We start from the raw sequence: 22677 nt of genomic DNA, 5'->3' as shown, positions 1-22677 counted from the left end.
AACGGAATGCGGCGGACACGAGGGGCAGCGTTCCCGCGGTGAATATCTTTACTCGCTATAGAATGAATGTTTATACCCGTGCGGCACCCACACCGACCTATGAGAGCAGTCGTCGTACGGGAGGGCGAGACCGAACCCACCGTGATCGAGAAGCCGCGACCCGACCCCGCCGAGGGAGAGGCGCTCGTCAGAGTACTGAGAGTGGGGATCGACGGGACCGATCGCGAGGTGATCGCGGGCGGCCACGGCGGCCCACCGGAGGGGGAGGACCACCTCGTCCTCGGTCACGAGGCCGTCGGCGTCGTCGAGGACCCGAACGGCACGGGGTTCGAGGAGGGCGACGTCGTCGTTCCCACCGTCAGACGCCCGCCGAACGGGACGAACCCCTACTTCGAGCGTGGGGAGGCCGACATGGCACCCGAGGGCGAGTACGTCGAACGGGGGATCGTCGGCGCCCACGGCTTCGCCGCGGAGTACGTCACCTCGGCCGAGGAGTTCCTGGTACCTATCCCCGAGGACCAGGCGGAGATGGGCTTCCTGATCGAACCGATCAGTATCACCGAGAAGGCCGTAGCGCACGCCACGGCAGCACGTTCGGCGTTCACCTGGGAGCCCGAGAGCGCGCTCGTACTCGGCAACGGGAGCCTCGGACTGCTCACGCTCGCGATGTGCGAACACGTCTACAGATTCGAGCGGACGTACTGTCTCGGCCGGCGCGACCGACCCGACCCGACGATCGACCTCATCGAGTCGCTCGAGGCGACGTACGTCGACTCGCGGGAGACGCCCGTCTCCGAACTGAGAGCGGTCCACGAGTCGATGGACTTCGTCTACGAGGCGACGGGCTACGCGCCACACGCCTTCGAGGCGATCGAGGCGCTCGCGCCGAACGGCGTCGGGGCGCTGCTGGGCGTGCCCTCCTCCTGGGAGTTCGAGATAGACGGAGGGACACTCCACCGCGAGTTCGTCCTCGAGAACAAGGCGCTCGTGGGCAGCGTCAACTCGGGTGTGCATCACTTCGAGGCGGCGAGCGACTCGCTTTCCTCGCTTCCCGAGAGCTTCCTCTCGGACCTCGTCACCGGGATCTACGGCCTCGACGAAGTGGAGAAGGCGTTCGGGGACGACGACACGACTATAAAAACCGCCCTCGAATTCAGCACATGAAGAACGTCGACGACCTGATCGAGAGCGCCGCGGACCTCGCCGCCCGCGGGCTCTCGAAGGGCGAGATCGCGGACGAACTCAACGTCTCGCGGGAGACGGCGAGCTGGTTGGTCGAACGCGGGGGCGGCGACGAACCGGTCGAACGGCCCGACCCGGGCAGCCCGGCGGACATCCACGTCGACTGGAGTGCGATCGGCCGCGACAGCGCCCGGCTGCGACACGTCTCGCGGGCGCTCGCGGACCTGCTGACGAAACACGGCGACGAGATCGACCTCACCGTGGGGATCGAGAAGGCCGGCGCGCCGATCGCGACGATGGTCGGCGCGGAGCTCGAGACCGACCTCTGTACCTACGCCCCCCGGAAACACCAGTGGGAGGACGGCGACATCGAGGACCTGGGCGGGAGCTTCTCGCGGAACTTCGCCGACATCAGGAACAGGGACTGTTACGTCGTCGACGACACGATCACGAGCGGGACGACGATGACCGAGACCGTCGAGGCGATTAGGGAGCGCGGCGGAGAGCCGGTCGCGTGTGCGGTGATGGTCGACAAACAGGGCGTCGAGGACGTGAGCGGCGTCCCCGTCTACTCGCTCGTGCAGGTGATCCCCGTCGGCAGCGACGGCGGGTAGTCGAAACCGGGTTTCCCCGTACCGGCTACGCAACCGATTAGTTCCTGGGCCGGCTAGGGGGAGCCATGCCGTTCAACCCGAACCAGAGTCTCCCGCAGGAGGAGGTCACCGAGCGCGTCGACACCGCCATCGCCGAGAACGAGGTCGTCCTCTTCATGAAGGGCAACGAGCTGATGCCCCAGTGTGGCTACTCCGACCGCGCGCTGCGGCTGATCAAACAGCACCGAGAGGACGTCGAGTGCGTCGACACGCTCGAGTCGCTGGAGGAGTTCCGCGTCGCGCTCAAGGAACACAGCGGCTGGGAGACGACCCCCCAGACGTTCGTCGACGGCGAGTTCGTCGGCGGCAGCGACGTGCTCGCCGAACTCCACGAGCGTGGCGAGCTCGCGGCGACGCTCGACGCCGAGTGAGCCGCCGCTGGCGGCCGCGAGGGACAGGAGCTATAAGTCCCGGGCGCGTATGTACGCGTGTCCGGTCATCGTGGTCGGCTCGTCCACCGAGCGTGGAACCCAACGCGATCACGGAGAACCCATGTCAGGCCGCGTATACCACCTTCACTCGACGCTGGAACTGCCCCTCGAAGAGGTCTTCGAGTACTTCGAAGACGATCCGCGACTCCCGGGTGAGATCGAGGACATCGACATCACCCGCCGGAACAACACCCTGATCGTCAGGGCGGTCGCGACCGAAGGAACCGTAAGCAAGTACACCCCCACAGCGCAGCTCAAAGCGAGCGTGACCGAGGTGCGCGTCTACGAGGAAGAGCCCCAGCGAGCCGGCGGCCCGCCGGCCTGGGGCGAAGAGGAAGAGGAGATCCCCTCCGAACTCGTCGAGTTCGCCGCGTTCAAAGGCGACAAGGAGACCGTCCTTCAGAACACGGCGCTGCAGTACCAGATGTACGAGGTGCTCTGTGACATCGCCCGCCTCGCGGAGAAGGGCACGCTCACCGCGATCACCGAGTACGACGGCGAACTCGAGGCGACGAAGATCGTCGACGGCGAGGAACGGCCCGCGAGCGTCGAGGTCGTCGAGGGGCCGAACGCCGCACAGAACGACCAGCCCGGCGTCAACTGGCGCGACAACAAGTTCATCAGCGGCTGACTCGACCGGTTTCTCGGATCGTCTACCGTCACCGGGAGCGACCGCTCCTGACGCGGGCGACCGAGCCGCGTCGCCGTCGCTCGCCCAGCCACCCGAAGACCGTTCTGAACACGCGGCGTGCCAGCAGTGCCGAGCCCAGATACGAGAGCGGGAGCAGGTACCAGAGTCCGACGAGGAACAGTTCGGGGACCGTGACGGCGAAGAATGCCCAGGTCGCGGCGAGCGCGATCGAACAGCCCACGACGACCGAGAGGACGCCGGCGACGAGTTTCGGCACACGGAGCCCGGGTCTCAGTTCGTACCCCTCCGACGCCGACCAGCGGACGAACCCGCGCTCCCTGAGCCAGCGGTCGTAGCTTCCCGTGGCGTAGTCGGGGACGTACCGGCCATCGTCGTATCTGATCGGCATCCGCGCGCAGTGAAACCGCTCGATAGGGCGACCGTCGAGGCGCTCTCTGAGCGTGGCCAGCGACGACCCCTCGTACTCCTCTGGGGTGCGCGGCACCGGGACGTAGGTGTCCCACAGCACCCCGTCGACCAGCACGTCGAGTCGGAGGTACTCGTCGGCGGCGAGCAGGGCGATCGGACCGCCGGAACGACCCCCCACGGGGCTCGCCTCGAGCGTACAGCTCTCGATCCCCTGTGCGGTCGATTCCCCGTGGGACACGCGTTCCGTGTACCACTCCGGGAGCCCGTCCGTCGGAACGATCGAGACGTCGTCGATCGTTCCGTACGCCGCCGGGCTCTCTACGATTTCGTCCCTTGTCTCGTTCGATCTCGGCAGTTCGTTCCGGCCTCCCGAGACGCAGGCCCGCTCTGAGAGGGTCCGCTCGACCGCCCGGAACCGGTCGGCGCGCTCGTCGAAGTACGCGCTGTCGCGGTGGATCGGATCGTCGGAGCCACGGTGTAGCTCCCTGTCGGTCGGGTTCATCGGTGTGGGATCGGTATTCGGGTCGTGTAGATCGGGATCCGGGTGGGGTCGTCGTCCGAGGTCTGTATGCACCATGAAGACAAATAGCTAACCCGTGTCGGCCGCGCCGGAGAGCTCCGACTCGCGCGAGCGGGCTGAGGTCACCTCGACGGCCGGTCGAGGGCCTTCGGTCCGGCCACCGGACGACGGAGCAATCCGCCGTCGCAACCGAGTCGGTCGACGACCGATCCGGGCGACGGCACCACCGTCTCCCCATCGAGTGCTCCCGAGGGACTCCGGCCCCGACCAGGGGTGACGGGGAACTCGATACCGAGACAGCCAGCGCTCCGCGACGTCGAAGACCCGACAGCGCCCTACCGCTGACCCGGCGTCTGGTACCGTGTGTCCCACAATTACTTTGTGCGAACGCCTAATGAGATCTAATTACGATGTCAGCGAACTTCCCGGAGTACCTCGACGTGGAGTACACCGACGGCGAGAGCGAGTCGCCGGAGGACTACCCGACGATCGAGGCGAAGATCGAGAAGGCGATCGAGGTGACCCGAGAGGGCCTGGAGCAGTACGAAAAGCCCGCCGTGATGTGGACCGGGGGGAAGGACTCGACGCTCACGCTCTACTTCATCAAGGAGGTCGCAGAGCGCTTCGACCTCGAGGTGCCCCCGGCGGTGTTCATCGACCACTACCAGCACTTCGACGAGATCCACGAGTTCGTCGCCCGCTGGGCCGAGGAGTGGGACCTCGACGTGATCTACGCGCGCAACGAGGACGTCGGCGCGTACGTCGAGGGACACGGCCTCCAGCCCGGTGACGACATCGAGATCGACGAACTGAACGAGCAGAACCAACATCACGTGCGCAACCTGCTCGAGTACGAGGAGGAGACGTTCCCGTTCCTGCTCGACACCTACGTCGGTAACCACCTGCTGAAGACGGTCGCGCTCAACAACGCCTTAGAGGAGCACGAGATCGACGGCGTGATCTCCGGCGTACGCTGGGACGAACAGGACGCTCGCGCCGACGAGACCTTCTTCAGCCCGCGTCACGACCCCGAGATCTACCCGCCCCACGACCGCATCCAGCCCATCCTCCACTTCGACGAACGTGCCGTGTGGGACGCCTTCTGGTACTTCGTCGTTCCCGATACGGTGGAGAACTTCCCCGAGGACGGCTACGTCCCGCAGTCTTACGACGACTTCCCGGAGGGCGTGAAACAGGAGGACATCCCCGTCTCGCCGAAGTACTTCGAGGGCTTCCGGTCGCTCGGCAGCGAGGTCAGCACGCAGAAGTCCACGGACGACCCCGCCTGGCTCCAGGACGTCGAGAACACCGTCGAGCGCGAGGGCCGCGCCCAGGACAAAGAGGACCTGATGGAGCGGCTTCGCGATCTCGGCTACATGTGAGAGTCGGCGGACGATTTCTGGAACCCTCTATCTCGTTCGTACACAGAGGACTCGTCGAATAGAGCGCGTGCGGACGTTCGTTGGATACGACGCCTGACGCGTGTACTCGTGAACGTCTACACCTGTCACGGGCGAGCGGGGGTCTCACCGGTCGGGAACTCATAGGGATCATCGTAGTCAACTGAATCTCTCGGGTACACGTGTCACCGATGTCGCTCGGTTCGAAATCGGAGAAGTATGAACTTCTACGATGATCCCTATCAGACCGAGCCCGCCGGATTCAGCGTCCGAATCCAGATCGGCCAGTACGCGATCACGAGACACCCCGAGACGAGGAACATCCCGTCGATGACCTCGAAGAGGGGGATAGCTCCCCGCAGGACGCGCCAGTGGTCCCACGTGGTCCATAGAACGACAGCCGCTCCGAGGTAACAGACGGACGCGAAGAGGAGGTTCGCCCGGTACCCCTCGTAGACGGGGACGCGAACCTGGCGGGTACGGTGGACGCCGGTCGCGTAGACCGCCACCCCGGCGGCTCCCGCACCCACCATCAGCGCGATCAGGGGGGCGACCGGGTCGACGGTCGCTCCCCCGGTGAGCAGATCGAGAAGGTACATCGCCCCGAGCGTCTGCTGACTCAACAGAAACGCGAGAAGCGGGCCACCGTTGCTCACCGCATAGAGGAACGGTACGACCAGCGACGCGGGAACGAGGAGTTCTGCGGCGGAGGAAACCCCGGAGGTGTGTACGGGATCGGCGACCGCGACGATCCCACCCAGGATCAGGTAGAGGAACCCGACGAGTGTGTAGCCTCTGTTCACGCCCAGCAGCGGGTGATCGTACTCGTCCCCGTTCACAGCGTGTCGAACATGTGAGTATCTAAACCCTTTCTGCCGTGTCGGAAGTGTCGGCTACCCAGATTCGACCGACGACGGACCGGTCGATCCGCGCCGGAGAGAGCGAGAGGGGACCCTCCCCCCCGAACCCGACCTCCATTCTCACGTCATCCCGATACAGACGCGTCGAGACTCGGCCGAACGGGGACCGCAGCCAGTCCGGTGATCCACATGACAAAGGTGATAGCCGAGAGTCTCGTCTCTCCCCGACGAATGAGCCAGAGCTTTCCCGGGTACGTCGAGGTCGATTACGACGACGGCAGGGACGAAGGCCCGGAGGACTACCCCGCGATGGAGGAGAAACTGGGAAAGGCGGTCGAGGTGACGCGTCTCGCCCTCGAACAGTACGAGAACCCGGCGGTGATGTGGACCGGCGGGAAGGACTCGACGCTCGTGCTCTACGTGCTCCTCGAGGTCTGTGCCGAGTTCGACCACGAACTCCCTCCGGTCGTTTTCATCGACCACTATGAACACTTCCCCGAGACGCTCGCGTTCGCCGATCAGTGGGCCGAGCGCCTTGACCTCGACCTGCGCTACGCCCGAAACGAGGACTTCGAACGCCTCGGCGTCGATCCCGGCGACGAGGTTCCCGTAGCCGACCTGAACGAGCGGAACCGGCGCGAACTTCGGGAGAAGTTGGAGTACGACGAGAAGGTGCTGAAATTCACCGCCGACAGCTACGAGGGCAACCACCTGCTGAAGACCGTCGCGCTCAACGAGATCGTAGAGCGAGAGGGCTTCGACGGGATCTTCTCGGGCGTTCGCTGGGACGAACAGGACGCAAGGGCGAATGAAACGTTCTTCAGCCCGCGTCACGACTCCGAGAAGTACCCGCCGCACGACCGGATCCATCCGATCCTGCAGTTCGACGAACGGGCGGTCTGGGACGCCTTCTGGCGCTTCGTCGTCCCCGACCTGGTCGAGGGCTTTCCCGTGGGATACGTCCCCGAGAGCTCCGAAGACCTGCCGAACGACCTGGTACCGGAGGACCTCCCGGTCTCGCCGAAGTACTTCGAGGGCTTTCGCTCGCTCGGCACGCAGGGAGGGTCGGGAAAGAGCGCCGACCACCCCGCGTGGCTCCAGGACCTGGAGGGAACGACCGAGCGCGAGGGCCGCGCCCAGGACAAGGAGGGCGTGATGGCGCGGCTTCGCGATCTGGGCTACATGTGATCGGGGGGAGAGCTATCCACGCCCCGACCGTTTTCCCGGTATGGACCGAGAGACGGTTGCCGGTCACCCGACGATCACCGTCGGTGACGGCTCCCGAACGCTGGTCGTACTGCCCGGGCTGGGTGACGCGCTGGGGCCTACGGAGACGCCCCTGGTCGTTCGACTCGTCCTCCGGCGGTACTACCGGCCGTTCACCGACAGGTACACCGTCCACGTGGTGAGTCGACCGAGGGGACTCGGTGGTAAAACGACGACGCGGGAGATGGCGACGGGCTACGCGAAGGTACTGGCGGAGGTCGGCCCCGCGGACGTCCTCGGCGTCTCGATGGGTGGGCTGATCGCCCAACACCTCGGCGCTGAGCACTCGGGGTGCGTCGACCGACTGGTGATCGCCGTCGCCGCACATCGCCTGGGCGAGGAGGGGAGACGGATCGTCGAACGCTGGCGAGAGTTGGGACGTGGGAACCACTGGAAGGAGCTGTATCGAGATACGATCAGGGTGACGTACGAGGACCCGCGCCGCCGGGCGGTCTACGGCGCGCTCGGACGGCTCCCGCCGGTCGTCCCGCGACCCGAGGAGCCGGAGGACTTCCTCGTCTCCGTGACCGCCTGCCTCGATCACGACGCGGGGGACGTTCTCAGCGAGATCGACGTGCCGACGCTCGTGATCGGCGGCGACGAGGACCCGCTCTTTCCCGCCGACCTGATCGCGGAGTCCGCCCACGTGATACCGGACGCGACGCTCAAGCTGCTTCCCGGCACCGGCCACGGTGCGTTCGAGGAGCGGAAACGGGGCTTCGACGCGAGCGTCCGGCGCTTTCTGGCCGAATGAACGATCGAACACCGTCGTCCGGATGAGACGGAGTGTATCGCGCCGTCGAGCGGCGGGAAGGGGGGTGACCGTCGACGACCGACGGCGGACGCTCTGGGCGATCGCTGCGGACGTCGCTCGCGTGCCCGTTCAGGGAACCACGGTCGTCAGAGACGTCCGATCGAGAGTGGGCCGTTCGACCGCGTCTTGTCGGTTCGTATGACGACGACAGCGGGGGGCTGACCGCGAGCGATAGTTTTAGGATGTAGTGTAAAGGGTGCTTTACTGTAAAGGATACTTTACGGCACGTGTGCTTTACACCCGGTGACATCCATCTACCATGACCGACCACGCAGCACCGACGACGGAACCGCTCGCCCGACGGCGGCGACACAGACGACTGATCTACGGCTCGCTCGCGGTCGGCATCCTCGGCCTGCTCGTGGGGATCCGCCTCGAGCAGTTCCTCGCCGGGGTGCTGGTCTACTGGGCCGGCTTCGCCGGCATGCTCGGCGTCTGGTGGTTCAGCCCGGTGAGACTGTACGACGAGCGCGAGACAGCCATCGAACGGCGGGCGAGCGACTACACCCTCGGCGTCTTCGCGTTCGCGCTCGTCATCGGCGCGCCCGGCGGCCTCGTGCTCGAAGACGGCGGCGTCCTCACGCTCCCACCGTCGTTCCACGGGTCGGTGTGGGCGCTCGTCGCGGTCTACACCGTCTTCGGCGTGATCTACACGGTGCTCCGGCGACGTGCATGAGAAACGACCTTCGAGAACGGCGAAGCCGAACCGGGGAGAGTCAGGCGGACCTGGCCGCCGCCGTCGGCGTCACACGCCAGACCATCAACTCGATCGAGCGCGAGCGCTACGACCCGTCGCTAGGGCTCGCGTTCAAGCTCGCCCGCCACTACGACTGCGCCGTCGAGGAGCTGTTCGATCCCGATCTCGACGGGTGAGACGTCCTCCCCGGCCGTGGTGTCGCGTACACCGGGTTCCGGGATCGGATCAGTGGTCGTGGCCGTGGGAGTGGCCGTGCGGGTCGCCCTCGACGAACTCGGAGGCGTCGCGTTCGCCGACCTCGAACTCGTCCACGCGGTCGGCGAGCGCCCCGGCGTCGACGACGCCGCGGTCGACCAGCAGCGTCTCGATCGCGGTGAGCCACTGCCGGTAGTAAACCTCCTCGATCCCCTCCCCGTCCTCGCCGATCCCGTCGTCGATTGCCGCGACGAGTTCGGCCTGAAAGGTGTGCCAGTCGAGGGGGCTGGTATCGGTCGTCGCCACCGCGAGCGCGAACGCGCGGGCCTGCCAGGGCGAGTCGAAGACCGGTTCCTCGCCGTCGGTCGGCAGACCCTCTGCCGTACGGGCATCGTCAAGGCTCATGGCGCGAGCCGTTCCACGCCGATCATCGCGTCACGCGTGACACGTTCCGCGAGTTCCTCCTCGTCCAGGTCCTCGGTCCCGGGCGGGCGCTGCGGGAGCACCATGTACCGCACCTCGGAGGTGCTGTCCCAGACGTCGATCCCGATCGACTCGTCGAGATCGAGGTCGAAGCTCTCGGCGAGCATCGCGCGGGGTTCGCGGACGATCCGCGAGCGGTACTCCGGCGACTTGTACCAGGTCGGCGCCAGCCCGAGCACGGTCCACGGGTAGCACGAACAGAGCGTACAGACCACGACGTTGTGAGTGTCGGAGGAGTTCGCCACCGCCCGGATCTCGACGACGTCCTCGTCGACCTCGATCCCTACCTCACCGATCGCGCCCGTCGCGTCCGAGAGCAGCCGCTCTCTGTAGCTCGAATCGGTCCACGCCCGGGCGACGACGCGCGCGCCGTTCATCGGCCCGACCTCGGTCTCGTAGTGGGAGATCACCGCGTCGATCGCGTCGGTCGAGAGGAGTCCCTGCTCGATCAGCAGCGACTGGAGCGCCCGTGCGCGGGCCTCCGGGTCGCGCTCTGCGAGCTCCTCCACGATCTCCGGTCGGCCGTGCGTTCGTTCGGTCACTCCGGCACCCCCAGATACGACTCCCAGAGGTCGAGGTGGACGGACCCGTTCGTCTCCCCCTCCGATCCCCAGAGCTCCTCGGCCTCGATCCCGACGGTGTAGACCGGCTCCGCGCCCGCCTCGCCGTGGGCGTTCGCGTCGGGGAGGACGTGTGTTCCGACCACCCGATCGACGGTGCCGGTCGCGCCGCGAGCGTAGCGCGGACACCGCGTGTGTCCCCGCGGCGCCTCGCGTCGCACCCTCACCCGCTCTCCCGCCGCGAACCGCGGCTCCCGCCCCTCGCGCCGCGAGGAGTAGGCGTCCGCCACGCCGTCGGCGAGCGCCGCGAACGACACCCCCGATTCGTGGGCAGGGCGCGACATCTCCTCGGTCTCGAACGCGGTCACCCGCTCTTCGACCTCTTCGGGATCGATCACGCCCGCTTCGAGCAGTAGCGTCTCGAACGCGCCGAGCCAGCGCTCGTAGTAGCTCGCGTCGAGGTACGTCTCCGGGGGCATCCGTTCGATCGCGTACCGGAACTCGTCGAGCTCGGCGAGCCCGTTGCCGAGCGTCGCGACGAAGAGGCTGTAGACGCCGCCCTCCCACGGTTCGCCGAACGCTCCCTCGTGCTCGTGATGGTCGGGTGGACCGAAGCCGTCCATTCCGCCAAGGTCGTGGATCCCGTTCATAGCGCACACACCGCTCACACGGGCATAGTCCTATGCGTTCGATCAGCCGTCCGTGTCGGCGGTGGCGTCGTGGACGCCCCGGACCTCGAACCGGGCTCCGGACGCGCTCTCCCGGAGGGTGACCGACCAGCCGTGTGCCTCGGCGATCTCCTCGACGATCGCCAGCCCGAACCCCGTTCCCGTGGGCGAGGCGGTGATCCCCGGTTCGAAGAGGTCCTCCACGACGTCCTCCGGGACGCCCGGGCCGTCGTCGGCGACGAAGAACCCGTCGGGGAGGTCGCCGACGCGGACCGTCACCTCCTCGCCCGCGTGTTCGACCGCGTTCCGAAAGAGGTTCTCGAAGAGGCGTTCGAGCCGGCGGGTATCCCCGAGAACCGGTCGAGAGCAGGTCGTCTCGAGCGTCGTCTCGCCAATCTCGACGTTTGCCCACGCCCGTTCGGCGGTGCGGGCGAGGTCGACCGGCTCCGGCGCCTCGATCCGCCCGCCCTCCCTCGCGAGCGAGAGGACGTCCTCGACGAGCGCCGCCATCCGGTCGTGCGCGGACGCGACGCGATCCAGATGGTCGCTCTCGCGCTCGCGGCGGGCCAGGTCGAGGTGGCCGGTCGCGACGTTGAGCGGGTTCCGGATGTCGTGGGCGAGCAGGCTCGCGAACTCGTCGAGACGTTCGTTCTGCCGGGTGAGTTCGCACTCTCGTTCTCGGAGTTGGCGCTCTCGCTCCGCGCGGTCGAGCGCGGCCTCGGCGTTCGCCGCCAGGACCCGGGCGAGGAAGACGTCCGCGTCGGTGACGTCGTCGGCGGTCCTCGACGCCATCGTGAGCAGGCCGTGCTCGCCCAGCGAGAGCTTCAGCATCGTCCGGACGCCGGTGGTCGCGTGAAGCGCGGCGTCGTGTTCGCGGATGTCCTCGAAGACCGACGGCTCTCCGGTGTCGAACGTCTCCCACGAGAGGCTCTCGCCCCGCTCGAAGGGCTCGATCGGGCCGAGCAGCGTGCGCGCCTCGTCGGTGACCGCCGCGGGCACCAGCGTGTCACGTTCGGCGTCGTACCAGCGGACCGAACAGAGCGGGAAGCCGAGGACGTCGCTCGCGGCGTCCGTCGTGATCCGGGCGACCTCCCCACGGTCCCCGGCGCGCATCAGCCGCCGGGTCGCCTCGTGGAGGACGCCGAGCGTCCGCTCGCGGTCGTGCTGTTCCGTCACGTCCCGGACCGCACAGACGATCTCGCCGTCGTCGGTGAGCGACAGCGAGAGCGACTGCGGGAACCCGCTACCGTCGCGTCTGCGGCCGGTCGCCTCCCCGCGCCACCCGCCCTCCTCGTCGAGCGTGGGCAGGACCTCGTGCTCGATCCGGTCGGCTTCCCGCTCGGCGTACAGGCGCTTCCACGACGTCCCGACGAGCTCCTCCGGACGCTCGTAGCCGTAGATCCGGGCGTGTGCCCGGTTCACCTCGACGAACGTCTCCCCGGAGAGGAGCGCGAGGCCGTCGAGCGCCGTGTTCATTACCGCCGCCCGGGTCCGAAGCGCCTCCTCGCGCTCGCGTCGGGCCGTGACGTCGGTGAGGACGACCTGGCCGGCCGGCTCCCCCCTGAACCTGACGGGCGCGGTGGCGATCGTCGCGTACAGGACGTCGCCGTCGAGCGTGAGCAGTCGCGTCTCGGTCCGGGGGGCGACCTCGTCCCGCGCGAGGACCCGGCGGATCCGTTCCTCCGAACGGGCTCTGTCATCCGGGTGGACGAACGAGAGCCCGTCCCGGCCGACGAGTTCCGCCCCCTCGTCCGCCCCGACGAGCGTCGCGGCGCTCTCGTTCGCGTACCGGATCGTTCCCCCGGCGTCGAGGATCACGATGCTCGCCGGCGAGGCCTCGATGAGCCGCTCGTGTCGCCGTTCCGATTCGGAGAGCGAGCGCTCGGCGCGGTGACGCTCGACAGCGTTCCGGATCCGGTTCGCGAGCACCTCGTACTGGGCGGTGCCGCCGCCCTTCCTGACGTAGTCGGTCACCCCCGCAGAGATCGCCTCGCTCGCGACCTCCTCGCTCCCCCGGCCGGTGTAGAGGACGAACGGGAGCGTCGCGTCCAGTTCTCGAACCCGGTCGAGGAAGTCGATGCCGGTCGCCTCGGGCATCTCGTAGTCGCTCACGACGCAGTCGACGGCGGTAGACGAAAGCCGGTCGACGGCCGTCTCGACGCTCGTCTCCGACCGGACGGACAGCCCCGCGTCGATCCGTTCGAGGTAGGTCGCGGTGAGCGAGGCGAACGCCGCGTCGTCGTCGACGTGGAGAACGCTGATGCCGTCGTGCCCCGCATCGCGCATACCGGTCGGTCGGGGCTCGCCGGCATAATCTTGGCGGGCAGCGTCCCGAGCTACGGACGGTCGGCGACGATCCGCTCGACCGCTCCGGAAAGGGTATCGATCCCGATCCCGATCGAGCGCTCGTCCACGTCGAACGTCGGGGTGTGGTGCCCTCCAGGGTGGTCGGTCCCGATCCCGACGTAGGCGGCGTAGCCGCCCCCCTCCTGGACCGCCTGCATCAGGTAGGTCGCGTCCTCGCTCCCGCCGAGGGTCGCCCGATCGAGCACCGTGTCGACTCCATCGACCTCCCGGGCGACGTCGGCGACGACCTCTACGAGTTCCTCGTCGCTCACCGCGCTCGGGGCTTCACCCTCGGTTCGGATCTCGACCTCGCAGTCGTGCATCTCCGCCGCCGCACGGAGGATCCGGTCGGCGTGCTCGCGCATGTACGTCATCAGCTCGGTCGTCTCGCCTCTGACCTCCGCCTCGACGAACGCGTGCTCGGCGACGATGTTCGACGCCGTGCCGCCGCCGACCTTCCCGGCGTTCACCCGCGTCTCCCCGTCGGCGTGCCGCGGGATGCCGTAGAGGTTTTGAACGGCTGTCGCCATCGCCAGGATCGCGTTCTTGCCCTCCTCGGGGCGTGCCCCGGCGTGGGCGGACTGGCCGCGGAACTCGGCTTCGACGTGCGACACCGCGAGGAAGCCGTCGATCCCGGCGACGACCTCCCCGGTGGGGTGATCGAGGCCGACGTGAACGGAGAGGAGGTACTCCACGTCGTCGAGGTGGCCGCTCTCCGCCATCGCCTTCCCCCCGCCGATCAGCTCCTCGGCGGGCTGGAAGAACACCTTCAGCGTCCCGTCGAACTCCCCCTTCAGACGCTCGATCACGCCGAGACCGATCGTCGCGTGGGCGTCGTGGCCGCAGGCGTGCATGTAGCCCTCGTGCTCCGAGCGGAAGGCGTCATCGGCGGGGAGGTGATCCGTATCCGCCTCGGTGATCGGCAGCGCGTCGATGTCGACTCGCAGCCCCACCACGGGCTCGCCGGAGCCGACGACCGCCACGCAGCCGGTCTCGCCCGCACCGATCCGGGAGAGCGTCTCGGGGTCGACGCCGAGCGCCTCCGCCCGCGTCCGCCACGGCTCGAACTCGCTCTCGTCGGGGACGCCGAAGCGCAGTTCCGAATCGAGCGCGTCGGGCCCGACGTGGACCTCGTCGACGCCGATCCGCTCTAGCTCCTCGACGATCCGGGCGGTCGTGTAGAACTCCCGCCAGCCGGGTTCGGGGTGACGATGGAGGTCACGACGGAGCTCGGTCAGGTGATCGGACAGCGTGCTCATGGGTTCGGAGAGGAACGGGGGGCACTTAGAAGCGCGTGCTCGACATCCACCAGGTATCTCTCACCTCACGACCTGTGCGGGACGCTCATCAACCGACCAGTGCTAGCAAGCAGCAGTTCTTTAAAGCCGAACGCTCATGGGAAGCACGTTGTTGGTGAATCAGAGTACAGTTCGAACGACCTCTTCGAGAGCTTCTTGACCGGGTTTTCGTAAGATTCTTCGGCGAAGCTGGAACGCTCTGAGATACGGTGTGAGCTTGTCTTTTGAGACGCCCCGATGGGGCGAGAGCCACCGTCGCAGAAGCGACGCGTGGCTCTCGCAGGTGTTCACGTGTGCGTCTCCATCGACATATTCGCCCTCGCTATGAATCACGGCTTCTCGCTGGTAGTTCTCGTCCTCTTCGAGTGGATCGTATGCTCGAAATCCGTCAGTGTAGACAGTGAGCGACTCCTCCTCGCAGTCGCCGAGGAGGAGTCGAACGGTCGATTCATCAGCGGATTTCGCTGGGACGACGTATCGCTGGTCGCTACCACGATCAACGAGTGTGAACACTGGTGGCTTGTCCTGAGCATAGCTTCCGCGACCACGTTTCGAGAGCCCACGCGAGCGCGACCGGGAGTCGCGCTCGCGGCCTTTCAACCCCGCAGTCACGTAGACTTCGTCGATTTCGACGGGCCCCACGAGATCGATGGCTGGCGCGTCGAGCGTTCTGGCGAACTGCTCGACGCGCCGCCGAAGCGACCGATACGACACGTCAAGTTCAGCGTCAAGTTGGCGGATACTCGTGTTGAACCGGAGCAACAAGTAGAACGCGAACAAGAGCTTATCGAGGCCGATCTTCGCGTGCGCGAAGATCGTGCCGGTCTTTGGGTTGAACGTGCGGTCGCAATCCTTACAGAGATACCGCTGATACTCTCGAAAGCTGCCGTGTTTGATCACCGACTCAGACTGGCAGCGCGGGCAGTAGAGGCCGTCACGCCAGCGAACCTGCTGTAGCAGGTTCGCGGCGCTCGCCTCTGAGCTAAGCAATTCAAATGGGAACATTGCATTCGGGTGACGCGGCAGCGTCACCCTTGCCCGCTACGCTTCTCCAGCGCCAGCTCTACTCGACCAACAACCTGCTTCCGAAGAGCGAAGCCGAATCGCCAATCGTTACTAACCCCCCATCCACACGGGTAGCCTCTGACACGACTCCTGTGAAAGGGGGGGTGTTCCTGTTTTCAGTACCGTTCGACCGTGAATCACACGAGCAGCACAGTCGTCGGGTGGGTCGTAGCACCAGGAGTCGCTTTCCCAGAACCTGTCTACGAACTAGAAGACGAGCTTATATATCGGGTGGCGCCTGACAGCATACGGCCCGGAGAGGGGGCAGCCGTGAAGGACGGAACGAAACCGATCACAGCAACGTGCACGGAGTGCGGGTCGACGTATCCAGCACGCCGCGAGGAGAACGGGACGATCCACATAGTGAGCGCTTCCCCGGAGTGTACGTGCGGTGGCACGACGTTCAGAGATCTGACGCTCTGAGAAACCCCAACAGCGGGGAGGATAATCGGAAATAATACACGACACTGTGTAATAATGTGAGTCACTGTCACGGTTTATACACCAGGAGGTACTCCATACTCAACGGTAGCAACGCGGGCTGTGCTACCACAGCCACCACTGCACCCACCCCCCATTTATCTGTCGATCGGATGGGCTTTCAGAGGCACCCATCTGAGGTGGCTGCTTTCCGATACTCGCTGTAGACAGCCCGGTCGCTACTCCCACCATATCCAGTAACTGTCGCTCCGTGTGCCAGGACCAGCCTCGAAAGAGGAGCCGGGTTCCCGGCTACGAACCTCGTCCCTCAAATCCGGGGACGAGAGGGACGGGAGGCACACTACCCCCCACTCGGACGCCGTTACACGGGCCATCCGGTACGTGAGCGTCCACCCGTTACGACTGGTGGGTGAAAATACAGCGGTTCGCCTGCAACCGCCGGAAACGTTTCTGAAATAGCCACGACGCTATCGATTCACCAGGAGCGGGTGTGAGACGTGGGGACCCACTTCGTCTCCGTAGTGATCACCACCACGGGGAACCCGAGAGTTCCGGATCCAAAGTTACGATTTCTGGACGTCGAGAGAGGAGGAGCTACGCGTTCCGGTGGCCGAGCGGCTTGACCTGTTCGACCTCGGCTTCGATGTGGACGGAGTCCGGGTACTCGCGACCCGCGACGATCCGGGCGGCCTGGTCGTGGCCGACGATCTCGATCGTCCTCGTGTAGACGGTGTAGCGCCACGGCGAGTAGCGCTCTCCCTCGGCGAGCCGCCGGTACTGCGGGACGCTCAGCGACCGCGGCGGGCTGGGATGGGGCCCTTTCATCTGCGCGCCTTTCCGCTCGACGAGCGTGGCGATCTCGGAGACCACCTCGTCGAGCACCGCCCGATCCCCGCTTTCGAGCGTGAGGGTGGTGACGAAGGTCATGACTGTGCGAGTCCATGCGAGCCGGCGTCAAAAGTCCACCTGTATCACTCGCGAGTGAAGCTGGCAGGGGGTTGGCACGGAGTCGTTTCCGCCATCACCTATCGATAGCCGATCCGGAGTTCGTAGACCATCCTGAGACGACTCCGAAGCGAAGAGCGGAGAGCGTCGTCCCTATCATAAAGACCGTTTCGTCACTTGCCGGTGATCGCCGACCCGTACAGATGATTACCGGTAAACGGTTACGACCGTCCTTATCAGAGGTCGTCACCCGGGACGAAAGAGTTCGTTCGGCGAAACCGAGGTTCCCCACCGAAGGTCCCGATCAGCTATTTCGATAGCTGATCGAATCGAATACCGTAACGAGCGTGGTTCGATCGCCGATGTAGCTGTGCTCATCTCGATACGTCGTAGCGTGATTTGGCACCATCACTGATCGCCTCGATCCCGGATCAAAACGCTGTGCACCAGGTGTACGGTCCTCTTAACGTTCCAGCGAGGTTCCCCGCGGCTGGCTTCAACAAGATACGTCGTATCGGGATGAGCGTATGGCTGATCGACCATCCAAGCGCCGTATCTCGGACGGTGAACGATTTGCTCTATTTATTACTAAACAGATATGATAGTATAGTCAACACTTATTGCCGGGCACGATGTGACAACATCCTACGGGGTTGTGATAAAGATTGAAAATCAAAATCAACCAATAATCGAGATAATCGTATAGTGAATGAATAAAAAAGTGGATAAGCGTTTAAAGTCACACAAGACAAGCATGGTTCGAAAAGAAGATAAGAAAAGTTCGGAAAGAAGCTATCGACCGGGGCTAAACCGTCGAGCGTTTCTCGCACTGACAGGAGCGGCTACCGGGCTCGGTATCGTCCCATCGTCCGTCGCCGCCGACTATCAAGCCGTGACGGACGTCCCGGGCTTCAGCTGCGAGAAACCACAGTTCACGTGCGGCCGAGAGGTTCGAGCCGCCGACGGGATGGTTTCATCGGTAGACCCGATCGCGTCGGCGGTTGCCGCGACGATCCTCCGAGAGGGGGGAAACGCCGTCGACGCCGCGATCGCGCTCCAGTACGTACTGACCGTCACTCAGCCTCACGGCTCCGGTATCGGCGGAGGTGGGTTCATGGTGATATACGATGCCGAGACCGGTACGGTCGACATAGTCAACAGCCGCGAACGGGCGTCCCGGAACGCCGAGGTGGACCAGTTCCTCGATGAGGACGGGACCGTCATTCCGTTCGCTCAACGGATCCAGTTAGGCGAGGCCATGGGCGTTCCCGGTACCGTCCGGGGGCTCGAGACGGCGCGCGAACTGTACGGCACGCGGCCGCGTCAGCGTCTGATCGAACCCGCGATCAGGCTCGCACGTAAAGGCTTCACCGTCGACGCGTTCCTCGCTTCCCAGATAGCCGCTCACACGGGCAAGTTCAACGACGCCGCGCTCGAGACGTTCACCGACGACGACGGGACCCTCTTCGAGGTGGGCGACACGATGACCAATCCGGACCTGGCGGATACCCTCCGACTGATAAGACGGGATGGCGCCGAGGCGTTCTACGAGGGACCGATCGCCGAGGATATGGCAGCCACGATACGGGAGCACGCCCGGGAGCCCGAGCGAGTCGTCGACGAGGAGGATCTAGCCGTCTATGACGTTACCCTCGACGAGCCAGTCCGCGAGAACTGGTATGGCTACGAGCTAGTCTCTCAGCCACCTCCGAGTTCCGGTGGTGCTATCGTCTACTACATCCTCAAGCTATTCGAACTTCTAGGGGGCGAGGAGTACGGAATTCGTTCGCCGGAGAAGTATCACATCCTCGCCGAGGCTCAGTCGGTAGCGTGGGCCGATCGGAATGCGTTCTTCGGCGACCCCGAGTTCGTCGACGTCCCCCTCGAAGGGCTGCTCTCGGAAGCGTACCTCGCCGAACGTGCGGATCTGATCGAGATCGGATCGACCGTCTACGACCTCCCGGGCTGGGCAACGAGTTCACAGCCGGGGAGTCCGAGGGACTTCCAGTCGATGGGGGCTCCAGCCTCGGCAGAACTATCGGGCGCCACGACCCACTTCTCGGTCGTCGACAGGTGGGGCAACGCCGTCTCGTACACGTCTACGATCGAACAGTTCATGGGATCTGGCAAGATGGTCCCCGGCCGGGGCTTCCTGATCAACAACCAGCTAACCGACTTCAGCGCCACCCCAGAAGGGCCAAACAGGGTCGAACCTCGAAAGCGTCCTCTCAGCAGCATGAGTCCCTCGATGGTTCTGGCGGACGGAGAGCCGATCCTCACCGCGGGCTCGCCGGGCGGCGTCCGGATCATCACGGCGACCGCGCACGCGATCCTCCACTCGATCGTCTACGACCTCGACCCACTGGACGCAATCGTGGAACCGAGCGTCTTCACGAACAACCTCCGGCCCGTCCACTACGAGACGGGCGTTCCCGATGACGCCCGTGCGCAGACGGCCGAGTGGGGATTGGTCTGGGGCAACGTGGAAACCCACGGGAACGTCCAGGTGATCGAGATCGGCGACGAACTGATCGGTGCGGCCGATCCGACCCGCGACGGTCAGGCAGTCGGGTTCGATCGAGCGGGTGGACGCCGTCATGGGCGCGGCCGCTGAACGGTCCAGACCGATGGACAACTTTTTGACCTACGGAGTTCGAAACGGTACCAGCAGCGAGTGAGCACTCTCCTGTTGACGTCGGTGCGAGTCGCGATCGGTGTCGAGTAGTGCAGTCACACCGAGTTTACTCGTAGAGCGTTCATCGGCACGACTCACTCAGCCGAGGCGTTCGGCGAGCGCGGCGAGCGAGTCGACCTCGATGTCGGCGTCGCCACCGACGCGTTCGGCTGGCTCGCCGTTCCGGTTCACCCACGCGGTCGCCATGCCCGCGTTCGCCGCCCCGGCCACGTCCCAGGCGTTCGAGGAGACGAGCCGACACTCCCCGATCTGGCGGTCGAGCCGGTCGGCCGCGTTCTCGTAGACCGCCGGAGCCGGCTTGAACGTCCGGACCTCGTCGGCGCTCACCAGCCCGTCTAGATGCGGTGTGAGCCCCGCGTTCTCCGAGAGCGTCTCCAACATCTCCGGGTCGCCGTTCGAGAGCACCCAGCAGCCGTAGCCCGCCTCGCGAAGCCCGGCGAGCGACTCGACCGCGTCCGGAAACGCGTCGAGGTGGTCGTAAGCGGCGAGCATCCGCTCGCGGACCTCTGTACCGGGATCGATGTCGTAGTACGCCAGCGCGTACGAGAGCGCGTCGGCGGTGACCGTCGAGAAGGGGGCGTACTCGCCCATCTGCCCGCGCTGGTAGGAGTACTGGAGCTGTTTGTGCCGCCAGAGTTCGTCCACTGCGGCGGCGAACCCCGCGGAGATCCCGAGTTCGGCACGAAGGGTTCGGGTGACGCTCCCCGTCTCGCAGAGCGTGCCGTACATGTCGAAACAGAGCGCATCGTCGCGGTCGGTCATGGAGGGGATGCGATCGCCAGCCGGTTAGCGCTGTGGGCAGGTGACATGGTGGTCCACGAGTTCACACGCGGGTAGTCGACTCGCTCGACAGCCGGCTCCCGCTGCCGTCCTCGTAGTGGACGACCTCGGCAGTCTCGACGGTATCCGAACCCGTTTCCGCTCGGATCAACAGGGCGTACATCATCAGGTCCTCGGGCAACCCGCTCTCTTCGATACAGGTGTGCGCGGATCGTCTCTCCGTCCCGCTCCACGCCGAGCGGAACGGGAGCGGTGGGGTCCCCGGAGGAGCCGATCTGAAGCGCCATCACGGCCTCGGTACCGAAATCGGTCTCCTCAATGAACGACTCGTCCTCGGTGTCGAGATCCGAGTCGAACCGCGCGGCGTCGTCCGGATCGGTGAGCATCGCGACGTCGACGATACCCCCGTCCACGGCCTCGAACAGCCGCGTCGGTTCGTGGGGCGAGTAGGCGAGTTCGTCGTCCAGGTCCAGATCCGGACACCCGCCGTCCTCGTCGTTTGGATCGGAGTTGCCATCGTCTCCGAGACAGCCACTCATCGAGACGACTGTGCCGGCGCTGGTGAGGACCGTGCGGCGGCGCATACTGGAGGTTCGTGTTGGGCCAGTAAACTCTTTTGGCAACTTCGGGCGGACCGTTCAGTCGTCCGCGACCGGGATGTGCCGTACGAACGAACCGCACGCCTCACTCCTCCAATCGTCCGATATCCTCATTACGGGTGATCGTTTACCTGTGGGTAATGACAGTCGAGGCGGTCAGCGCCGGCGCGATCCTGTTCCGGGATACGCGCGGACGGCGCGAGTACCTCCTCCTCAAGAGCCGTCCCGGGGACTGGGAGTTCCCCAAAGGCGGCGTCGAGGGGGACGAGGAGCTACAGCAGACGGCGATACGAGAGGTAACGGAGGAAGCGGGGATCGAGGACTTCAGACTCCTAGATGGCTTCCGCGACGACTACGACTACGTCTTCCAGGCCAACGGGACGACGATCCACAAGACGGTCCACCTGTTCGTCGCGAAGTCGTTCGAGGCCTCCGCCGAACTCTCGACCGAACACCGAGACCTCCAGTGGCGCGACTACGAGCAGGCGATCAACACGATCACCCAGGACGGCCCGCGGGAGATCCTAGAGGACGCCCACCGGTTCCTGGAGGAGAACGGCTACTGAGAGGGATCGTCGTAGCCGTCCGAGAGGAAGTGATCCGGTGAACTCATCTCGAACCGAATCGAGGACGCGTGAGCCCCTACGACGACCCCTCTGAGGTGGCCGAGGGGTGAGCTGGGAGCGCTCGGAGTTCGTCTTCGAGCTACTGACCTGCCGGTGGGCCGAACGGGAGTGGCCGCCCGGCGGTCGGCTCCCCGAGGAGCGCGGCGTCCTCGTCTCCCGACAGCTGGGAACGAAGCGACGGCGCTGGGACACGATCGTGATCGAGGTCGACCGGGAGGCGTTCAGCCAGCGAGAACGGTTCGGCCCGAAGCGACTGACCTCCGACCTGCTCCACGTCGTCCGGAACGCTCCCGAGGACTGGAGCTGGTACCGCGACGCGCTCCCGAAACCCGACTACCCCTGGCGCTACGTCCGGGAGGCGGTCCACGAGGCGTCGGAACGGGGAATCCTCGAGACCAGACGGAACGGAAACCGGATCGAGATCAGGCGGAAGTGGGCCTACCCCGACTGGGTACGCTCGATCGCGGCGATCGAGAACAAGCCCGACCTCGACGCGAGCGCGGCGCGGGCGCTCGCCGCGCAGGTCGAACGCGACGTCGCGCTCGCGCTCGCCGACGAGGTGTGGGTCGCGACCGCCCGCACCGGAGAGGAAGTCGAGCCCGCGCTGTTCGAGTCCCTGCCCGTGGAAGTCGGCATCCTCACGATGAAGTTCGAGGAAGCGGAGCCGGCACGCGTCGAGTGGCACCCTCGAAAACTCGCGGTCTCGAAACCGGGGACCGAAATCGGCGAGCGACCCTCGCCGAGCGAGTTCGACCGCTCCGCGACCGAGTTCGAGTACGTTTCGAGTGCAGAGAAGGCCGGGCGCCGGCTGGAGATCGCCGAACGGGCGTACGAGCGGGGGTGGCGTCGGTACAGAGAGACGATGCGCCCAGACTGCCGTCACTTCGCGCTACGAGAGGAGGCGGGGGCCCTTCTCCCCTGGTGTGCGGCGAAGGGACGACACCCGAGCGCACGAGAGTGTTCCGGCTCCTGTCCCGAGTTCTCACCGGAGCCGCCCGCCTGGAGGACGCGGGGCTGGCCGATCGAGGGTGGACCGGGAAAGGGTATCAGGGACCTGCTCGACCGCCGGAGGGAGCGGTACCGGCCGTAGGAG

At 65.7% G+C, this 22677-nt stretch carries 23 protein-coding genes; 12 read left to right on the top strand and 11 right to left on the bottom strand.

From position 1 onward, the window contains the following. Positions 1–99: 99 nt before the first annotated feature. The 4 genes from V2L32_RS08055 to V2L32_RS08040 all read left to right on the top strand — a co-directional run bounded on the left by V2L32_RS08055 (position 100) and on the right by V2L32_RS08040 (position 2897). On the top strand, positions 100–1164 hold the full coding sequence (locus tag V2L32_RS08055) for a glucose 1-dehydrogenase (protein WP_331235970.1): 1065 nt from the start codon (positions 100–102) through the stop codon (positions 1162–1164). Continuing rightward, positions 1161–1796, top strand: a complete 636-nt coding sequence (gene gfcR, locus V2L32_RS08050; RefSeq protein ID WP_331235969.1) for a transcriptional regulator GfcR — start codon at positions 1161–1163, stop codon at positions 1794–1796. Before V2L32_RS08055 ends, gfcR begins: the two co-directional genes overlap by 4 nt. Positions 1797–1861: 65 nt before the next feature. Beyond that, complete coding sequence (locus tag V2L32_RS08045; protein ID WP_331235968.1) at positions 1862–2206, top strand: glutaredoxin family protein; 345 nt, start codon at positions 1862–1864, stop codon at positions 2204–2206. 121 nt (positions 2207–2327) lie between these two features. Next, positions 2328–2897: a DUF7110 family protein gene (locus V2L32_RS08040; RefSeq protein ID WP_331235967.1), complete on the top strand. Its 570-nt coding sequence runs from the start codon at positions 2328–2330 to the stop codon at positions 2895–2897. Between the two features lie 28 nt (positions 2898–2925). On the opposite strand, the gene V2L32_RS08035 is transcribed toward V2L32_RS08040, so the two are convergent. After that, a complete protein-coding gene (locus tag V2L32_RS08035) occupies positions 2926–3828 on the bottom strand; it encodes a hypothetical protein (protein WP_331235966.1) in 903 nt (300 codons plus the stop codon). Positions 3829–4256: 428 nt separating this feature from the next. Between V2L32_RS08035 and V2L32_RS08030 the strand changes: the two genes are divergently transcribed. Continuing rightward, positions 4257–5228: a phosphoadenosine phosphosulfate reductase family protein gene (locus V2L32_RS08030; RefSeq protein ID WP_331235965.1), complete on the top strand. Its 972-nt coding sequence runs from the start codon at positions 4257–4259 to the stop codon at positions 5226–5228. Between the two features lie 260 nt (positions 5229–5488). Here V2L32_RS08030 and V2L32_RS08025 read toward each other — a convergent pair whose 3' ends face one another. After that, a complete protein-coding gene (locus V2L32_RS08025; protein WP_331235964.1) occupies positions 5489–6085 on the bottom strand; it encodes a hypothetical protein in 597 nt (198 codons plus the stop codon). Positions 6086–6337: 252 nt separating this feature from the next. On the opposite strand from V2L32_RS08025, the gene V2L32_RS08020 reads away from it, so the two are divergent. The 4 genes from V2L32_RS08020 to V2L32_RS08005 all read left to right on the top strand — a co-directional run bounded on the left by V2L32_RS08020 (position 6338) and on the right by V2L32_RS08005 (position 9059). Then, positions 6338–7294 carry a phosphoadenosine phosphosulfate reductase family protein gene (locus tag V2L32_RS08020; protein ID WP_331235963.1) on the top strand — a complete coding sequence of 319 codons (957 nt, stop codon included), beginning with the start codon at positions 6338–6340 and terminating at the stop codon, positions 7292–7294. Between the two features lie 40 nt (positions 7295–7334). After that, positions 7335–8126, top strand: a complete 792-nt coding sequence (locus V2L32_RS08015; protein WP_331235962.1) for an alpha/beta fold hydrolase — start codon at positions 7335–7337, stop codon at positions 8124–8126. 319 nt (positions 8127–8445) lie between these two features. Beyond that, a complete protein-coding gene (locus tag V2L32_RS08010; protein ID WP_331235961.1) occupies positions 8446–8862 on the top strand; it encodes a DUF2178 domain-containing protein in 417 nt (138 codons plus the stop codon). After that, the gene (locus V2L32_RS08005; protein ID WP_331235960.1) at positions 8859–9059 is read left to right on the top strand and encodes a helix-turn-helix transcriptional regulator; all 201 of its coding nucleotides are present in this window, start codon (positions 8859–8861) and stop codon (positions 9057–9059) included. Before V2L32_RS08010 ends, V2L32_RS08005 begins: the two co-directional genes overlap by 4 nt. A gap of 49 nt (positions 9060–9108) precedes the next feature. Here V2L32_RS08005 and V2L32_RS08000 read toward each other — a convergent pair whose 3' ends face one another. From V2L32_RS08000 to V2L32_RS07970, 7 genes are all read right to left on the bottom strand, one after another. Next, positions 9109–9483, bottom strand: coding sequence for a nitrile hydratase accessory protein (locus tag V2L32_RS08000; RefSeq protein ID WP_331235959.1), 375 nt, complete (start codon positions 9481–9483; stop codon positions 9109–9111). Continuing rightward, positions 9480–10103 (bottom strand): nitrile hydratase subunit alpha, encoded by a 624-nt coding sequence (gene nthA / locus V2L32_RS07995; protein WP_331235958.1) that lies wholly within the window; start codon positions 10101–10103, stop codon positions 9480–9482. Before nthA ends, V2L32_RS08000 begins: the two co-directional genes overlap by 4 nt. Then, positions 10100–10771 carry a nitrile hydratase subunit beta gene (gene nthB / locus V2L32_RS07990; RefSeq protein WP_331235957.1) on the bottom strand — a complete coding sequence of 224 codons (672 nt, stop codon included), beginning with the start codon at positions 10769–10771 and terminating at the stop codon, positions 10100–10102. Before nthB ends, nthA begins: the two co-directional genes overlap by 4 nt. A gap of 42 nt (positions 10772–10813) precedes the next feature. Beyond that, a complete protein-coding gene (locus tag V2L32_RS07985) occupies positions 10814–13075 on the bottom strand; it encodes a PAS domain S-box protein (RefSeq protein ID WP_331235956.1) in 2262 nt (753 codons plus the stop codon). Positions 13076–13125: 50 nt separating this feature from the next. Then, complete coding sequence (locus tag V2L32_RS07980; RefSeq protein WP_331235955.1) at positions 13126–14394, bottom strand: amidohydrolase; 1269 nt, start codon at positions 14392–14394, stop codon at positions 13126–13128. 159 nt (positions 14395–14553) lie between these two features. Continuing rightward, positions 14554–15438 carry an IS1595 family transposase gene (locus V2L32_RS07975; protein WP_331234826.1) on the bottom strand — a complete coding sequence of 295 codons (885 nt, stop codon included), beginning with the start codon at positions 15436–15438 and terminating at the stop codon, positions 14554–14556. Positions 15439–16533: 1095 nt separating this feature from the next. After that, positions 16534–16866: an uS10/mL48 family ribosomal protein gene (locus V2L32_RS07970; RefSeq protein WP_331235954.1), complete on the bottom strand. Its 333-nt coding sequence runs from the start codon at positions 16864–16866 to the stop codon at positions 16534–16536. A 772-nt stretch (positions 16867–17638) separates the two neighbouring features. Here V2L32_RS07970 and ggt point away from each other — a divergent pair. Continuing rightward, complete coding sequence (gene ggt / locus V2L32_RS07965; RefSeq protein WP_409348409.1) at positions 17639–19498, top strand: gamma-glutamyltransferase; 1860 nt, start codon at positions 17639–17641, stop codon at positions 19496–19498. A 159-nt stretch (positions 19499–19657) separates the two neighbouring features. Here the strand turns inward: ggt and V2L32_RS07960 are convergent, their stop codons facing one another. After that, on the bottom strand, positions 19658–20341 hold the full coding sequence (locus V2L32_RS07960) for a haloacid dehalogenase type II (RefSeq protein ID WP_331235952.1): 684 nt from the start codon (positions 20339–20341) through the stop codon (positions 19658–19660). Continuing rightward, positions 20338–20943 (bottom strand): hypothetical protein, encoded by a 606-nt coding sequence (locus V2L32_RS07955; RefSeq protein WP_331235951.1) that lies wholly within the window; start codon positions 20941–20943, stop codon positions 20338–20340. Before V2L32_RS07955 ends, V2L32_RS07960 begins: the two co-directional genes overlap by 4 nt. 155 nt (positions 20944–21098) lie before the next feature. Between V2L32_RS07955 and V2L32_RS07950 the strand changes: the two genes are divergently transcribed. Together V2L32_RS07950 and V2L32_RS07945 are read left to right on the top strand one after the other, a co-directional pair. Next, the gene (locus V2L32_RS07950) at positions 21099–21524 is read left to right on the top strand and encodes a bis(5'-nucleosyl)-tetraphosphatase (RefSeq protein ID WP_331235950.1); all 426 of its coding nucleotides are present in this window, start codon (positions 21099–21101) and stop codon (positions 21522–21524) included. A 106-nt stretch (positions 21525–21630) separates the two neighbouring features. After that, complete coding sequence (locus tag V2L32_RS07945; protein WP_331235949.1) at positions 21631–22674, top strand: DUF5787 family protein; 1044 nt, start codon at positions 21631–21633, stop codon at positions 22672–22674. The last annotated feature ends 3 nt before the right edge of the window (positions 22675–22677 follow it).

This window comes from Halalkalicoccus sp. CGA53, assembly GCF_036429475.1.
GTDB lineage: Archaea > Halobacteriota > Halobacteria > Halobacteriales > Halalkalicoccaceae > Natronorarus > Natronorarus salvus.
Note: the sequence above shows the minus strand (reverse complement) of the source record. Positions and strands in the feature narration are given on the sequence as shown.

Bases quoted from the DNA above. Each gene is read 5' to 3' on its own strand.
- V2L32_RS08055 (WP_331235970.1), top strand. From the start codon at position 100: ATGAGAGCAGTCGTCGTACGGGAGGGCGAGACCGAACCCACCGTGATC.
- gfcR (WP_331235969.1), top strand. From the start codon at position 1,161: ATGAAGAACGTCGACGACCTGATCGAGAGCGCCGCGGACCTCGCCGCC.
- V2L32_RS08045 (WP_331235968.1), top strand. From the start codon at position 1,862: ATGCCGTTCAACCCGAACCAGAGTCTCCCGCAGGAGGAGGTCACCGAG.
- V2L32_RS08040 (WP_331235967.1), top strand. From the start codon at position 2,328: ATGTCAGGCCGCGTATACCACCTTCACTCGACGCTGGAACTGCCCCTC.
- V2L32_RS08035 (WP_331235966.1), bottom strand. From the start codon at position 3,828: ATGAACCCGACCGACAGGGAGCTACACCGTGGCTCCGACGATCCGATC.
- V2L32_RS08030 (WP_331235965.1), top strand. From the start codon at position 4,257: ATGTCAGCGAACTTCCCGGAGTACCTCGACGTGGAGTACACCGACGGC.
- V2L32_RS08020 (WP_331235963.1), top strand. From the start codon at position 6,338: ATGAGCCAGAGCTTTCCCGGGTACGTCGAGGTCGATTACGACGACGGC.
- V2L32_RS08015 (WP_331235962.1), top strand. From the start codon at position 7,335: ATGGACCGAGAGACGGTTGCCGGTCACCCGACGATCACCGTCGGTGAC.
- V2L32_RS08010 (WP_331235961.1), top strand. From the start codon at position 8,446: ATGACCGACCACGCAGCACCGACGACGGAACCGCTCGCCCGACGGCGG.
- V2L32_RS08005 (WP_331235960.1), top strand. From the start codon at position 8,859: ATGAGAAACGACCTTCGAGAACGGCGAAGCCGAACCGGGGAGAGTCAG.
- V2L32_RS08000 (WP_331235959.1), bottom strand. From the start codon at position 9,483: ATGAGCCTTGACGATGCCCGTACGGCAGAGGGTCTGCCGACCGACGGC.
- nthB (WP_331235957.1), bottom strand. From the start codon at position 10,771: ATGAACGGGATCCACGACCTTGGCGGAATGGACGGCTTCGGTCCACCC.
- V2L32_RS07985 (WP_331235956.1), bottom strand. From the start codon at position 13,075: ATGCGCGATGCGGGGCACGACGGCATCAGCGTTCTCCACGTCGACGAC.
- V2L32_RS07980 (WP_331235955.1), bottom strand. From the start codon at position 14,394: ATGAGCACGCTGTCCGATCACCTGACCGAGCTCCGTCGTGACCTCCAT.
- V2L32_RS07975 (WP_331234826.1), bottom strand. From the start codon at position 15,438: ATGTTCCCATTTGAATTGCTTAGCTCAGAGGCGAGCGCCGCGAACCTG.
- V2L32_RS07970 (WP_331235954.1), bottom strand. From the start codon at position 16,866: ATGACCTTCGTCACCACCCTCACGCTCGAAAGCGGGGATCGGGCGGTG.
- ggt (WP_409348409.1), top strand. From the start codon at position 17,639: ATGGTTCGAAAAGAAGATAAGAAAAGTTCGGAAAGAAGCTATCGACCG.
- V2L32_RS07960 (WP_331235952.1), bottom strand. From the start codon at position 20,341: ATGACCGACCGCGACGATGCGCTCTGTTTCGACATGTACGGCACGCTC.
- V2L32_RS07955 (WP_331235951.1), bottom strand. From the start codon at position 20,943: ATGCGCCGCCGCACGGTCCTCACCAGCGCCGGCACAGTCGTCTCGATG.
- V2L32_RS07950 (WP_331235950.1), top strand. From the start codon at position 21,099: ATGACAGTCGAGGCGGTCAGCGCCGGCGCGATCCTGTTCCGGGATACG.